Raw genomic sequence first — 14310 nt, 5'->3', positions numbered from 1 at the left:
CATGGCTTCAATACCATTCCAACACCGGCGTAGAGAGACATCAAAAATCATAGCTACTAGCGCTTTATGGATAAGCGCTAGAGGCCAAAAAAGCTTGAAATCTGTGCCGCCATCACACCTTGTCCAGCGCCTGGGCCAGGTCAGCCTGCAGGTCGTCGATGTGCTCGATGCCCACCGACAACCGCACCATGCCCTCGCTCACACCCGCCTTGGCCAGCTCTTCGGGGTTGAGCTGGCGGTGGGTGGTCGACGCGGGGTGCGTGGCCAGTGACTTTGCGTCGCCAATGTTGACCAGGCGCGTGAAGAGTTGCAGCGCATCCAAAAAGCGCGCACCGGCAGCACGCGGGTCGGCGTCGCTGTTCTTGACGCCAAAGCTCAAAATGCCCGACGCCCTGCCACCCGACTGGCGCTGCACCAGCGCGTGGTCCGGGTGGTCAGGCAAACCGGCGTAGCGCACCCATTCCACCTTGGGATGGACCTGCAGGTACTTGGCGATGGCCAGCGTGTTGTCGCAGATGCGGTCCATGCGCAGCGCCAGCGTTTCGATGCCTTGCAGGATCAGGAAGGCGTTGAGCGGTGCCAGCGTGGCGCCCATGTTGCGCAGCGGCACCACGCGCGCGCGGCCGATGAAGGCGGCAGGGCCCAGGGCCTCGGTGTAGACCACGCCGTGGTAGCTCACATCGGGCTCGTTCAAGCGCGGGAACCGCGCCTTGTGCTCGGCCCACGGGAACTTGCCGCTGTCCACGATTGCGCCGCCCACGCTGTTGCCGTGTCCGCCCAGGTACTTGGTGAGCGAGTGCACCACGATGTCGGCACCATGCTCGATGGGGCGCAGCAGGTAGGGGCTGGGCACCGTGTTGTCCACGATCAGCGGCACGCCGTGGTCGTGCGCTACCTTGGCCAGCGCGGCAATGTCGGTCACATTGCCCAGTGGGTTGCCGATGGACTCGATGAAGATCGCCTTGGTGCGTGTATCGATGTGCTGCGCAAAGCTGGCCGGGTCGCGCGGGTCGGCAAATCGGGTGGTGATGCCTTGCTGCGGCAGCGTGTGGGCAAACAGGTTGTAGGTGCCGCCGTAGAGCGTGCTCGCCGATACGATGTTGTCGCCCGCCTCGGCAATCGTCTGGATGGCATAGGTGATGGCGGCCATGCCCGAGGCCACGGCCAGCGCGGCGATGCCGCCTTCGAGTGCCGCGACGCGCTTTTCGAGCACGTCGGTGGTGGGGTTCATGATGCGCGTGTAGATGTTGCCCGGCACCTTCAAATCGAACAGGTCGGCCCCGTGCTGGGCGCTGTCAAATGCATAGGCCACCGTCTGGTAGATGGGCACGGCCACGGCCTTTGTGGTGGGGTCGGGGCTGTAGCCAGCGTGTACGGCCAGGGTTTCGATCTGCATGGATGTTGTCTCTTTTCTTGAGTGGATCTGGAGGGTAGCGCGCCGGCCAGCGGTTCGGCAAGGCCGTGTGCTGCGTAACGCAGCAGGGCTGCGTGGGGCATTTTTGCACTGCAACTGACCGAGGCGGAAGCCCACTGATCGAATCGTTTGCTATGTGCTTATGGCGGGGAGTGCAGGTTTGCGCTCCCCAGGGAGGCTACGAAGCGCGCCCGTCTACTGCCGTGTCTGCCGTGGTCGCTGGCTGGGAGCTTGCCCTGCGCCCACGGCGCCAAGCCTTTTCAATTTCTACCACCACCAGCACGACCAGCGCTGCTGCAATGCAAATGCCCAGTTCGCCCAGGCTCAGCGGTGCAGTCTTGAAGATGGGGTTGAGCCAGGGCACGTAGATGGTGGCCATCTGCAGGGCAAAGGTCAGCGCCACGGCGGCCAGCAGCGGGCGGTTGCTGAGCAGGCCCAGGCGCCAGATGGGTTCGGATTCGGAGCGGATGGCGATGACGTGGGCCATCTGCGCCAGCGTGAGCACGGTGAACACCATGGTCTGCCAGTGTGCGTGGCCGGTGTGTATTGCCCAGGCCTGCACGCCCAGGCACAGCCCGCCAATGAGCAGGCCCACGCCCAGGATGTGTTGCCACATGCCCCCGGCAAACATGCTCTCGGTGGGTGCGCGCGGCGGGCGCTGCATGATGCCGCGCTCGGCGGGCTCGGCCGCCAACGCCAGGCCGGGCAGGCCGTCGGTCACCAGGTTGATCCACAGGATGTGGATGGGCAGCAGCGGAATGGGCAAGAGCAGCAGTGGGGCCAGAAAGATCGTCCAGATCTCGCCGGAGTTGCTGGTCATGGTGTAGCGCACAAACTTGCGGATGTTGTCGTAGATGCGGCGGCCCTCGCGCACGGCCGCGACGATGGTGGCGAAGTTGTCGTCCAGCAGCACCAGGCTGGATGCCTCGCGCGCCACATCGGTGCCGCCTTTGCCCATGGCAATGCCAATGTCGGCACGTTTGAGGGCCGGGGCGTCGTTCACGCCGTCGCCCGTCATGGCCACAAAGTGGCCCTGGGCCTGCAGCGCCTCGACGATGCGGATCTTTTGCGCAGGGTCCACGCGGGCATAGACGTGGACTTGCTCCACCCGTGCGCGCAGCGCGGCTTCGTCCAGCGTGGCCAGGTCGGCACCGGTCAGCACGGGCGCGTCGGTGCTGGTGACGATGCCCAGGCGCAGCGCGATGGCGCGCGCGGTGGCGGGGTGGTCGCCCGTGATCATCACCGGCGTGATGCCGGCGCTGATGCAGTCGCGTACTGCCGCCTGGGCCTCGGCGCGGGGCGGGTCGATGAGGGCGATCAGGCCCAGCAGCTCCAGCTGGTTTTCTACCGCGTCGATGTCGTTGGTGTCGGGCAGGCGCGTGTGGCTGCGGCGGGCCAAGGCCAGCACACGCAGGCCCTGGGCGGCCAGCGTGTTGGCGGTGGCCAGCACGGCGGCCGGGTCAAGTGCTGCGGTGCCCTCGGGGCTCCAATACCCGGTGCAGCGCGGCAACACGGATTCTGGTGCGCCCTTGGTGTAGGCCACAAAGCTTTTGCCATCGTGGTGAAACGTGGTCATGCGCTTGCGGTCGGAGTCAAACGGCTGCTCCTGCACGCGGGGCTGGGTGGCGTCGAGCTGCGCCTTGTCCAGCCCGCCCGCATGCGCTGCCAGCACCAGCGCGGTCTCGGTGGGGTCTCCCTGCCAATGGGTGCCGGGTTTCGCCGCGTCGGTGCTTGTTTGCAGCGTGGCGTCGTTGCACAGGGCGGCGGCGCGCAGGGCCTCGGCATGGGCCGGGCCGGGCATTGGGTCGCCGGGCACCCAGCGCACGCCATGGGCGATCAGCAGTTCGGCATGCATGCGGTTCTGGGTGAGGGTGCCCGTCTTGTCCGAGCAGATGGTGGTGACCGAGCCCAGCGTTTCGACCGACGGCAGGCGCCGCACCAGTGCATTCACCGCCACCATGCGGCGTGCGCCCAGGGCCAGCAACACCGTCACCACCGCAGGCAATGCCTCGGGGATGGCGGCGACGGCCAGGCTTATGGCGGTTAACGCCATCAGTAGCGGCGATTCGCCGCGTAGCACGCCCGCACTGAAAATCACCACACAGATGCCCAGCACCGCAATGGCTAGGCGCTTGCCAAAGGCCGCCAGGCGCAGCTGCAGCGGCGTACTGCGGTCACTGGTGTCCAGCAGCGACGCCACCTTGCCCAGCTCGGTGTGCATGCCGGTGGCCACCACCAGGCCCCGCGCCCTGCCGTGCGTGGCGGTAGTGCCCTTGAAGGCCATGTTGGTCTGGTCGCCCAAGGCGCCTACGTCGGGCGCGGCCAGGGCCTCGGTCTGCTTGGCCACCGTGACGGACTCGCCGGTGAGGGCTGATTCATCCACTTGCAGCTGCGCGATCTCGATCAGCCGCAGGTCGGCCGGGATCTGGTTGCCCGCTTCCAGCAGCACGATGTCGCCCGGCACCAGCACGCTGGCGGGCACCACCTGCACCTCGCCGTTGCGCAGCACCGTGGCCTGTGCCGCCGCCAGCTGGCGCAGCGCGGCCATGGCCTTGTCGGCGCGCCAGGCCTGTACGAACCCGATGACCGCGTTCAGCACCACGATGACCAGAATCACGATCGTGTCTGTCGGCTCGCCCACCAGGCCTGACACCACTGCTGCGCCCAGCAGCACCAGCACCATGAAGTCCTTGAACTGTTCGGCCAGCAGGTGCCACCAGGTGCGGCTTTGGGTGGCGACGAGGTCATTGGCACCATGGGTGGCGCTGCGGCGCAGGGCCTCGTCGGCTTGCAGGCCGTCATAGGGGTTGACGCCGTGGGCCTGCGCGACCGCCTCGGCGGGGTGCAGGTGGGGCTGGTTGACTGGGGACATGCGGCAATCCGTGTGGCGACGGCCGCATGCGGCGTCAATGGGCGCTGTGCGGCCGGGCTTTGTAGAAGGTCAGGGGGATCTCTTTGGCCTGGTTCAGCACCTGGCGCTTGATCTTGCCCACCACATGCATTTCACAGGGCTTGCAATCAAAGCGCAAGGTCAGCTTCTCCTTGCCATTGATCAACATCAAGGGTTCGGCTTTGATGGTGCCCTGCACACCGGTCACGCCCTTGGCCTGCTTGGGGCACAGGCTCATCGAAAAACGCACGCAGTGTTTGGTGATCATGAGGCTGACTTCGCCTTCTTCTTCGTGTGCCTCGTAGGCCGCGTCGATCACCTTGACACCGTGGCGCACGTAGAAGTCGTGCGCCTTGTGGTTGAACACATTGCCCAGAAAGCTCAGCGTGTCGTCGGGGTATGGGGCAGGGGGCTCGACGGGCGTCGCGCGTTGCAGGCGCTCGAAATTGTTTGCGCGGTTGGCCTCCAGGTCGGCCAGTGCATCGCGGCGCAGCGCGTTGAGCACCGAGGCGGGCACGAACCAGGGCTGGGACAACTGCAGTGCGATGTCATGCACCGCAAAGATGCTGGCGCCAAAGCGGCCCAGCTGCTCGCGCAGGCTGGCTTCGGCCTTGGCAGTATCGGCGGCGTTTTGGTGCGGTTGCTGCACCTCGGCGCAGCCCACATTGCCGTCTTCGTCGGTCAGCATCAGGCTGAAGCCGGTGGGGGTCTCGCTCAGGTGCGCCCACAGGCCGATGCGGCGGTCGCTGGATTTTTTCTCGAGCGTGCGCACCCCGACCAAGTCGCGGTTGCGGTTGACCTCGGTGCCTTTGCGCAAGTCCTTGAAGCCCTCCATCGGGTCCTTGGGGTACACGCGCCACTGGCTCACGCTGCGTGGGGATACGGGCTCGGCGACGTTGATGGCCATGCCGATCAGCTCCTTGTGCAGGTCGTAGTAGCACAGGCCGTCGCCGTTGTGCAGCACCGTGCTGGGGTCGCTCACTTCCAGCTCGACAAAGTCCGGGCCCACCTTGGTCACCCAGCCGATGGCCTGGCCGGGGTTTTTGGGTGTGTCGAACGCGCCAATGTCTTCTTTGCGGCCGGTGACGAAGTAGTCGGTGAACTCGCGGTTGAAGTTCTGCAGCGGGTCGGGCGTGAAGGTGAAGGTGGTGCGCCCGCTCGACGAGCGGGAGAGCGGCCGGCCCTGGGCTTCGCGTTCTTCAATGATCTCGTCGAGCAGGGTGCGGTAGTGGGCCGTGATGTTCTTCACATAGCCCATGTCCTTGTAGCGGCCTTCGATCTTGAAGCTGCGCACACCCGCGTCGATGAGCGCGCGCAGGTTGTCGCTCTGGTTGTTGTCCTTCATGCTCAGCACGTGCTTGTCGTGCGCGATGAAGCGGCCGTGGGCGTCGGTCACCTGGTAGGGCAGGCGGCAGGCCTGGCTGCAGTCGCCGCGGTTGGCGCTGCGGCCTGTCTGCGCATGGCTGATGTTGCACTGGCCGCTGTAGGCAACGCACAGTGCGCCGTGGATGAAGAACTCGATGTTGGCGCGGCCGGGCGCATCGACTGGGCCCAGGGCCTTGTGTACGGCAGCGATCTGCTGCACCGTCAGCTCGCGCGCCAGCACTATCTGCGACAGGCCGGCGTCTTGCAAAAACCGCGCTTTTTCGGGCGTGCGGATGTCGGTCTGGGTGCTGGCGTGCAACTGGATGGGCGGCAGGTCGTCGATTTCGAGCAAGCCCATGTCCTGGATGATCAGCGCATCGGCCCCGGCCTCGTACACCTGCCATGCCATCTGGCGCGCGGCCTCCAGCTCGTCGTCGCGCAGGATGGTGTTGAGTGTGATGAAGATGCGACTGTTGAATCGGTGCGCGTGCTTCACCAGGCGCTCGATGTCCCGGATGTCATTGCCCGCGCTGGCGCGTGCGCCAAACGCGGGGCCGCCGATGTAGACGGCGTCAGCGCCGTGGTTGATGGCTTCGATGCCAATGTCTGCGTCGCGGGCGGGCGAGAGCAGTTCGAGCTGGTGGGGCAGGAGAGACATGGGCCAGGATTATCCCAGCGTGCTTCATCGCGTGGGCGCAATCCGCGATATCGCCAATCTGTCAGCCGCATTAGCCGCGTTAATGACCTGGCAAATTGCTAAGTTTGCATAGCAACGGGTGAATTTTGGCGACCGCAGTGGCTAGGATGCGGGCCTCGTCGCGCCCCATATTGGTGCGGTGTAGAACTGCTTTTTACAGAATCTGGAGACTTTCACCGTGTTGCGTCCTTCTTTGTCATTCCGTTTTTCTCTGTCAACTGCTGCTGTTTTGGCCGTCTGTTCGCTGGCCGCTGCCAGTGCCGCCGCGCAGGACGTGCAAACCGTGAAGATCGCCCACGCAGGCCCCGTGTCGGGCGGCATTGCCCATATCGGCAAGGACACCGAAAACGGTGTGCGCCTGGCCATTGACGACCTGAACGCCCAGAACCTTGTGATCGGCGGCAAGAAGATCAAGTTTGAAATTGCGGCCGAAGACGACGCAGGCGACCCGCGCCAGGCCACCGCCGTGGCGCAAAAGCTGTGCGACCAGAAGGTGGCTGGCGTGGTGGGGCACCTGCAGTCGGGCACCTCCATCCCGGCATCGGCCATTTATGCCAAGTGCGATCTGCCGCACATCACGGCCTCGGCCTCCAACCCCGACCTGACCCGGCCCGGCCACAAGACCACCTTCCGACTGATCGCCAACGACAACTCGCTGGGCGCGGCGCTGGCACTGTTTGGTGCTGACCATCAGAAGCTCAAGAGCGTGGCCATCATTGACGACCGCACGGCGTATGGCCAGGGCGTGGCCTCGGTCTTCAAGGCCACCGCACAACAAAAGGGCCTGAAAGTGGTGGCCGAGGAGTTCACCAACGACAAGGCCACCGATTTCATGGCCATCCTCACGGCCATCAAGAACAAGAAGCCTGACGCGATCTTCTACGGTGGTCTGGACGCCCAAGCCGGCCCCATGCTGCGCCAGATGGAGCAATTGGGCTTGGGGCAGGTGAAGTATTTTGGTGGCGATGCGCTGTGCACCGAAAAGCTGCCCGAGTTGTCGGGTAAGACACCGGCCTTGAAGAATGTGACTTGCGCCACTGGCGGTGCGTCGGTGGACAAGATGCAGGGCGGCGCTGACTGGAAGAAGCGCTACGACGCCAAGTTCCCGGGCCAGTTTCAGATCTACAGTCCCTATGCCTACGACGCTGCGATGGTGCTGGCCGACGCGATGAAGCGCGCCAACTCGGTGGACCCCAAAGTGTTTGGCCCCTTGATTGCCAAAACCGAATACAAGGGCGTGACCGCCAACATCGCCTTCACCGCCAAGGGTGAGCTGACGACGCCCGCCGTGACGCTGTACACCTTCAAGGACGGCAGCCGCGTGGCGCTGAACTGACGCTGTCGCCGCTACGGTGCTTTCGACGGCCGCCTTGGGCGGTCGTTTTCATTGATACAGTCGGCCCGTAGCAACTGGGCCGTGGCGCCCGGCAAGGAGCAAAAACATGCGTGCAATGTTTGGTTTGGTCGGGCTGGTGGTGGCGCTGGCCTTGGTGGGCATGCTGGTGAAAAAGCAGATGTCTGCCACGCGCACAGCGGTGCCTGCACTGCAGACGGTCCCTGGCGCTGCCGCTCCCGCTTCAACACCCACGGGTTCGGTCCGTGACCAGAGCCAACAGGTGCAGCAGCAGGTCAAGCAGCAGGTGGACGCCTTGATGCAGCAGGCCCGTCCCATGCCGGATGAAGGCAAATAGATATTGGTCAAATTGGCCTCTAGCGCTTATCCATAAAGCGCTACCAGCTATCAATTGAGTAGTAATGACCGCTGACGACGATACGCACTGGATGCGCCTGGCATTGGCCGAGGCGCAAGCGGCCGCCAGCGCAGGTGAGGTGCCTGTGGGTGCCATCGTGGTCAAGGACGGCCAAGTCATCGCCACCGGCCGCAATGCCCCGGTAGAGGGCCACGACCCCACGGCCCATGCCGAGATCGTGGCCCTGCGCGCAGCAGCGCAGCGGTTGGGCAACTACCGGCTGGACGGCTGCAGCCTGTACGTCACTCTGGAGCCCTGCGCCATGTGCAGCGGCGCCATGCTGCATGCGCGGCTGGCGCGGGTGGTGTACGGCGCGGCAGAGCCCAAAACGGGTGCGGCAGGCTCGGTGCTCAACCTGTTTGGGCATGCCGAGTTGAACCACCAGACCCAGGTGCAGGGCGGGGTGCTGGCCGAAGAATGTGGTGGTCTGCTCAGCGGATTTTTCCGCCAGCGCCGCCATCAACAACGCACCGAGGCACTGGCCCGCCATCCCTTGCGCGACGACGCGTTGCGCACGCCCGATGCGGCGTTTGCCACGTTGCCCGACTACCCGTGGGCGCCCCACTACATCAGCGACTTGCCCAGCCTGGCGGGCTTGCGCTTACACACCCTCGACGAAGGCCCCAGGGATGCCTCACGCACCTGGCTGTGCCTGCATGGCAACCCGGCCTGGAGCTATCTGTACCGGCGCATGCTGCCCCCATTTTTGGCGGCGGGCGACCGCGTAGTGGCGCCCGACCTGATCGGCTTTGGCAAAAGCGACAAGCCTAAGAAAGAGGGCATGCACCAGTTTGACTGGCACCGGCAGACGCTGCTGGAATTGATCGAGCGGCTGGACCTGCACAACACCGTGCTGGTGGTGCAGGATTGGGGCGGGATTCTGGGCTTGACCTTGCCCATGGCGATGCCAGAGCGTTTTGACGGCTTGCTGGTGATGAACACCTTGCTGGCGACGGGCGATGCGCCGTTGCCCGCCGGGTTTGTCGATTGGCGCGCGATGTGCCGCGACAAGCCGCTGTTTGGGGTAGGGCGCCTGCTGGCGCCTGGCAACCCGCACCTGACCGAAGCCGAGTGCGCGGCCTACGACGCGCCTTTTCCTGATCGCGGCTACCGTGCCGCTCTGCGGGCGTTTCCCGAACGTGTGCCCGCCGCCACCGATGACCCCGGCGCCGCCGTGTCGCGTGAGGCCCGCCAGTTCTGGCAGCAGCAGTGGCAGGGCCGCAGCTTGATGGTGGTGGGGGCGCAAGACCCCGTGCTGGGCCTGCCCACGATGCGGGCGCTGCAACAGGTGATCCGAGGCTGCCCCGAGCCCGTGGTGCTGCCGAAGGCGGGCCACTTTGTGCAGGAGCACGGCGAGGCCATCGCCGCACAGGCTGTGGAATACTTCGCGCACTGACTTCCGGCCGGGTGCTTGCGCATCCAGCGCCGGTCATCCCCCTGTTTACGGAGCAGGCCCCGGCGGGCCTGAGCGCTTTGCACGACCACCATCACGACCACTCTCAGTGCGACCACGACCATGGTCCCAAACACATCTATATCTATTCGCCCTCCAGTGCGGTGCGCGACAAGGCGGCCTTCAAGCGCGGCATTGCCCGGCTCAAGGCCCTGGGCCATGACGTGGAGGTGGACGAGGACGCGCTGGCCACCCACACCCGTTTTGCGGGCGACGACGCCACCCGGCTGGCCGCCATCCACCGCGCTGCGGCCAGCGGCGCCGATGTGGCGCTGATCTCGCGCGGGGGCTACGGCCTGTCGCGCATCCTGCCGGGCATCCGCTACAAGGCGGTGGCCAAGGCGATTGAAAAAGGCATGCACTTTGTGGGTGTGAGCGATTTCACTGCCTTTCAGCTGGCAGTGCTGGCCAAAACCGGCGCCACCACGTGGGCAGGCCCATCGCTGGGCGCGGATTTTGGTGTGTCGGGCGAGCCCGACGACATCATGGAAGCCTGCTTTGACGACTTGTTGACCGGCCACGGCGAAGGCACAGGCTGGCGCATGAACAAAGAGCAGCCCAACGCGGCCACGGGCAAACCGGCCGTGCCCAATGTGTATGTGAAAAGCGCCACGCTGTGGGGCGGCAACCTCGCGGTGCTGGCATCACTGGTGGGCACGCCCTACCTGCCGCAGATCAAGGGAGGGGTGCTGTTTGTGGAAGACGTGCACGAGCACCCCTACCGCATCGAACGCATGCTGACCCAATTGCTGCATGCCGGTGTACTGGCCCAGCAGAAGGCCGTGGTGCTGGGCCAGTTCACCAACTACAAGCTGGCGCCACACGACAAGGGCTACAAGCTGCAGACGGTGGTGGACTGGCTGCGCACCCAGATCAAGGCGCCGGTGCTGACCAACCTGCCGTTCGGTCATGTGGAGACCAAGGTGTTGTTGCCCGTGGGCGCTACGGTGTCATTGTCTGTAGAGGAGCGCGATGCGCTGATCTACTGGGGCCACCAGCACTGAGAGAGGCTGAGAGGCTGAGAGGCTGAGAGTTTTTTATCCATGCCCGCCTTGCACACCAAAACGCCCCGGCTCGTCGTTGCAAATGCTCGCCATAGCCCGAGCTATGGCTGTGCTTTGCGCCTAGATCCGAGGCGTTTTCGCGCGCCTTTCGGGCTCGGCTAAAAAACTCTCAGCCTCTGAGCCATCACTCCGATATGAGCGGGGGTCAGAGGTGCATTTGCTGCATCAAAGGTGCGCGCAGCGAGCGGGGCAACTGGCCCTGGAACAGCGGGGTCACATGGTCTAGCACCCGCTGTGCATCGGCCTGGCCGCGCAGGGGAATCAGTGTGTTGAACAGGTCCGTGCGCAGGTACCACAGGGCTTCGATGTCGCCAGCATAGCGCAGCCGCATGTTCATGCGTGCCACCTCGCACCCAGACACGCCCGCCAGGCACTGCAGCATGGCGCGGCGGATGTCCTCCAGCCCCTGGTCGCGCACCCAGGCCGTCGAAGACGGCTTGTCACGGCCTAGCAGGTCGTGCAGGCTGTTGCGGACGTTGGGCTTGTTCCAGCGCATGGCTGTGGTGCAGTGCGGAATTTGTAACAGGGCCGGCCAAGTTACGCGGGAGCGAAGATTGGCACAAGGGGCGCGCTCCTGTTTTTGCGTAAAGACAACATACCGGGGCCGTCTGTTGCCAAGTTTTACGTGTTTGAGGCAAGACTTCGGGTAGGAGAAAAGCCAGTGCTTTTTTTAATGGACGGGCCTGGTGCGATGGCTGCGGCGCTGCAGTGCAGCGCTGAGAATTGTTGACGCTTTTGTGGCTGCGTCTTCATTCGGCTTGCACTAAACTGGTTCACATGATGTTACCCACAGGTCCCCGTTCATGAACGTGTTGTCAACGGTGGTCTTTGCAGATATTTCAGGCAGCACGTCCTTGTATGAAACGCTGGGCAACGAGCGTGCCACCGAGGCGGTCACGCAGGTCACCCAATGGATCGGCGATTCGTTTGAATCCCACGGCGGGCGCGTCGTCAAGAAGTTGGGCGATGGAGTCCTCGGCATTTTTGGCGATGCGTCCAGCGCCGTAACCGCCATGACGACCATGCTGCGACAGCACCAGGTCCGACTAAACCGGTGGCCTCAGCCCCTGCGCATGGACATTCGGGTAGGCGTAGCTAGTGGCGAAGTCGTGGACGTAGACGGCGACTGCTACGGCGACGCCGTCAATGTGGCCTCACGCCTGTGCGAACGTGCGGGACCTGCCGAAATCTGGGCCACCGAAACTGCTGTGCTGCTGGCAGGCGCTGCGCCCGATGCCTGGTACCGCAAACTCGGCATGATGGAGATTCGCGGCAAAGCGGAGCTGCTGATGCTCTACCAGGTGGAGTGGCGCGAGAACGAAGCGCCCGACTCCCTCACCATGCAGGCGGCGCTGGTCAGCAGTTTTGCGCCGGCAGATTCCATTCTTGGGCAGATTCAGTTCTCATGGCATGGGGTGGACATGTCATTTGTCTCCACCGACGCACCCGTGCATGTCGGCCGTGCGACGGATGTACAGCTGTGCATCAACGACCCCCGCGTGTCGCGTTTGCACGCACGCATTGACTGGCGCAACAGCGGTTTTGTGCTGACCGACATGAGCAGCTTTGGCACCTGGGTGCGATTTGACGGCAGCATTTCACCCGTGCGTCTGCGGCGGGATACCTGCATCCTGCATGGCACGGGCCAGATTGCACTCGGTGTGTCATTCAACGAGCCTAGTGCCCCGGTGATAAATTTTCGGGTGCAGGGCAGCAGCGTGCACTTGGGCTGATTCGGCGGGCGCGTGGCGCCCGAGCCGCTTGCGATGGTCGGGCAGCAAACGCCTGAACCGCACAACACAACAAGCAGGAGACACAAGACATGGCATGGATGAAGCGGACAGCCGTCGGGCTGGTGGTGGCGGTGCTTCTGGCAGGCACAGGCGCCGCGGTGTACGTGCAGCGCAGCTTTGCGGTGGTGGATGGCAAGCTTAGCGTGGCCGGGCTGCGCGGCGCAGTGCAGGTGCAGCGCGACGCAGCGGACGTGACCCACATCCACGCACAAACGCCGCAAGACGCCTGGTTTGCCATGGGGTTTGTGCACGCGCAGGAGCGTACCTGGCAGCTGGAGTTCAACCGCCGCGTCATGCACGGTCAGTTGTCGGAAGTGTTTGGCGAGGCCACGCTGGAGACCGACAAGCTCATGCGCTCGCTGGACATCATGGGCACGGCCCGCCGCCAGTACGACGGCTTGCCGCTGTACGCCAAGGAAGCCCTGCAGGCCTACAGCCAGGGCATCCACGCGTTTCACAAAGACCGCTTGCAGGCGCTGTCGCCCGAGTTCCACGTTCTGGGCGTCAAGCCCGGCGGAGACACCGGTGCGGTGTGGGAGCCCGAAGACAGCGTGGGCTGGGCGCTGATGATGGCGCTGGACCTGGGCGGCAACTGGGGCAACGAGTTTGCGCGCCTGTCGGTGGCCAAGATACTGGACACCGACCGCCTGTGGCAGCTGATGCCACCATACCCCGGCGAACCACCTGCGGCATCTGCCGACCTGGCCGCGTTGTACCGCCAACTGGGCGTGTACCGGTCGGGTGGCGCTGCGCCTTCAGCCATGGCGCCCGGAGCGGCAGGCCAAGCCCATGCAGCCACCGCACAGGCGAGCAGCCGCCAAGGCCCACTGCCCCGCCAGATCAGCGCTGGCATGCTGGCGTGGTCTGACGAGCTGACGCGCAACGCGGGCACCAACGAAGGCAAGGGCAGCAACAACTGGGTGCTGGCGGGCACTCGCACTGTCAGCGGCAAGCCACTGCTCGCCAACGACCCGCATCTGGGGCTGTCTGCGCCTGCCATCTGGTACTTTGCAGGCATGCAGTCGCCTGCGGGCAAGGCGTCTGACGGGACACCCATCGGTGCCATTGATGCGGTGGGCGCGACTTTGCCCGGGCTGCCGTTTGTGGTGCTGGGGCGCACCGACCGCGTGGCCTGGGGCTTTACCAACACCGGCCCCGACGTGCAGGACCTTTACCTGGAGCAGATCAACCCGGCCAACCCGCAGCAATACCGCGTTCCCGGCAGCGGGCCGGCGCAGTGGGCGGCGTTCACGACCCGCAGCGAAACCATCAAGGTCAAGGGCAAGGCCGACGTCATGCTGCAGGTGCGCAGCAGCCGCCACGGGCCGGTGCTCAGCGACGCGCAGAAAACCCATGGCGAGCTGCTGGACACTGGCAAGTACGTGATCTCGCTGCGCTGGAGCGCGCTGGAGACCGACAACCGCACGGCGGTGGCCGCCCTGCGCGCCAACCAGGCGCAGTCGGTGGACGAACTGATCGCCGCCTATGCCGACCACCACTCGCCGATGCAGAACGTGGTGATGGCCGACGTGGCCGGCAAGGTTGCCTACAAGGCCATCGGCAAGGTGCCGTTGCGCAAGGCGGACAACGACATCCTCGGCGTTGCGCCGTCGCCGGGCTGGGATGCCCGGTATGACTGGGCCGGCTGGCTGCCTTATGCGCAGACACCACAAGCCGACGCAACCGTCATCGGCAAAAAAGGCTGGTTCTCGAATGCCAACCAGAGCGTGGTGCCGGCGGGTTCTGACCTTTTCCTCGGGCAGGACTGGGTGGTGCCTTACCGCTTCGACCGCATCGAGCAACTGCTCGCTCTCCGGCCGCGGCATGACGCCGCCTCGATGCAGGCCATCCAGGCCGACCAGTTGTCGCCGGCCACCACACGG

At 64.8% G+C, this 14310-nt stretch carries 10 protein-coding genes; 6 read left to right on the top strand and 4 right to left on the bottom strand.

Annotated elements, in window-relative coordinates; all coding sequences use genetic code 11:
• Nucleotides 1-112 precede the first annotated feature (112 nt).
• The 3 genes from ACK4OE_RS22775 to ACK4OE_RS22765 all read right to left on the bottom strand — a co-directional run bounded on the left by ACK4OE_RS22775 (nucleotide 113) and on the right by ACK4OE_RS22765 (nucleotide 6327).
• Nucleotides 113-1396, bottom strand: a complete 1284-nt coding sequence (locus ACK4OE_RS22775) for an O-acetylhomoserine aminocarboxypropyltransferase/cysteine synthase family protein (RefSeq protein ID WP_409888390.1) — start codon at nucleotides 1394-1396, stop codon at nucleotides 113-115.
• A 196-nt stretch (nucleotides 1397-1592) separates the two neighbouring features.
• Nucleotides 1593-4286: a cation-translocating P-type ATPase gene (locus ACK4OE_RS22770; protein ID WP_409888388.1), complete on the bottom strand. Its 2694-nt coding sequence runs from the start codon at nucleotides 4284-4286 to the stop codon at nucleotides 1593-1595.
• Nucleotides 4287-4320: 34 nt separating this feature from the next.
• Nucleotides 4321-6327: a peptidase U32 family protein gene (locus ACK4OE_RS22765; RefSeq protein WP_409888386.1), complete on the bottom strand. Its 2007-nt coding sequence runs from the start codon at nucleotides 6325-6327 to the stop codon at nucleotides 4321-4323.
• 250 nt (nucleotides 6328-6577) lie between these two features.
• Between ACK4OE_RS22765 and ACK4OE_RS22760 the strand changes: the two genes are divergently transcribed.
• The 4 genes from ACK4OE_RS22760 (at nucleotide 6578) to ACK4OE_RS22745 (ending at nucleotide 10574) form a co-directional block, all read left to right on the top strand.
• On the top strand, nucleotides 6578-7702 hold the full coding sequence (locus ACK4OE_RS22760) for a branched-chain amino acid ABC transporter substrate-binding protein (RefSeq protein ID WP_409888394.1): 1125 nt from the start codon (nucleotides 6578-6580) through the stop codon (nucleotides 7700-7702).
• Between the two features lie 106 nt (nucleotides 7703-7808).
• Nucleotides 7809-8057 carry a hypothetical protein gene (locus ACK4OE_RS22755; RefSeq protein WP_409888384.1) on the top strand — a complete coding sequence of 83 codons (249 nt, stop codon included), beginning with the start codon at nucleotides 7809-7811 and terminating at the stop codon, nucleotides 8055-8057.
• 64 nt (nucleotides 8058-8121) lie between these two features.
• On the top strand, nucleotides 8122-9513 hold the full coding sequence (gene tadA, locus ACK4OE_RS22750) for a tRNA adenosine(34) deaminase TadA (protein WP_409888383.1): 1392 nt from the start codon (nucleotides 8122-8124) through the stop codon (nucleotides 9511-9513).
• Nucleotides 9514-9590: 77 nt separating this feature from the next.
• On the top strand, nucleotides 9591-10574 hold the full coding sequence (locus tag ACK4OE_RS22745) for an LD-carboxypeptidase (RefSeq protein ID WP_409888392.1): 984 nt from the start codon (nucleotides 9591-9593) through the stop codon (nucleotides 10572-10574).
• Nucleotides 10575-10779: 205 nt separating this feature from the next.
• Here ACK4OE_RS22745 and ACK4OE_RS22740 read toward each other — a convergent pair whose 3' ends face one another.
• Nucleotides 10780-11130 carry a hypothetical protein gene (locus ACK4OE_RS22740; protein ID WP_409888381.1) on the bottom strand — a complete coding sequence of 117 codons (351 nt, stop codon included), beginning with the start codon at nucleotides 11128-11130 and terminating at the stop codon, nucleotides 10780-10782.
• Between the two features lie 307 nt (nucleotides 11131-11437).
• Here ACK4OE_RS22740 and ACK4OE_RS22735 point away from each other — a divergent pair, with 307 nt between their 5' ends.
• A complete protein-coding gene (locus ACK4OE_RS22735; protein WP_409888379.1) occupies nucleotides 11438-12367 on the top strand; it encodes an FHA domain-containing protein in 930 nt (309 codons plus the stop codon).
• Nucleotides 12368-12456: 89 nt separating this feature from the next.
• On the top strand, nucleotides 12457-14310 hold a 1854-nt coding region (locus tag ACK4OE_RS22730; RefSeq protein WP_409888377.1), incomplete at its 3' end, for a penicillin acylase family protein.

Source organism: Acidovorax sp., assembly GCF_046314175.1.
GTDB lineage: Bacteria > Pseudomonadota > Gammaproteobacteria > Burkholderiales > Burkholderiaceae_C > Acidovorax.
This window is presented reverse-complemented; position numbering and strand designations above follow the sequence as displayed.

Excerpts from the sequence above, each read along its gene's own strand:
- ACK4OE_RS22775 (WP_409888390.1), bottom strand. The coding sequence starts at position 1,396 with ATGCAGATCGAAACCCTGGCCGTACACGCTGGCTACAGCCCCGACCCC.
- ACK4OE_RS22770 (WP_409888388.1), bottom strand. The coding sequence starts at position 4,286 with ATGTCCCCAGTCAACCAGCCCCACCTGCACCCCGCCGAGGCGGTCGCG.
- ACK4OE_RS22765 (WP_409888386.1), bottom strand. The coding sequence starts at position 6,327 with ATGTCTCTCCTGCCCCACCAGCTCGAACTGCTCTCGCCCGCCCGCGAC.
- ACK4OE_RS22755 (WP_409888384.1), top strand. The coding sequence starts at position 7,809 with ATGCGTGCAATGTTTGGTTTGGTCGGGCTGGTGGTGGCGCTGGCCTTG.
- tadA (WP_409888383.1), top strand. The coding sequence starts at position 8,122 with ATGACCGCTGACGACGATACGCACTGGATGCGCCTGGCATTGGCCGAG.
- ACK4OE_RS22740 (WP_409888381.1), bottom strand. The coding sequence starts at position 11,130 with ATGCGCTGGAACAAGCCCAACGTCCGCAACAGCCTGCACGACCTGCTA.
- ACK4OE_RS22735 (WP_409888379.1), top strand. The coding sequence starts at position 11,438 with ATGAACGTGTTGTCAACGGTGGTCTTTGCAGATATTTCAGGCAGCACG.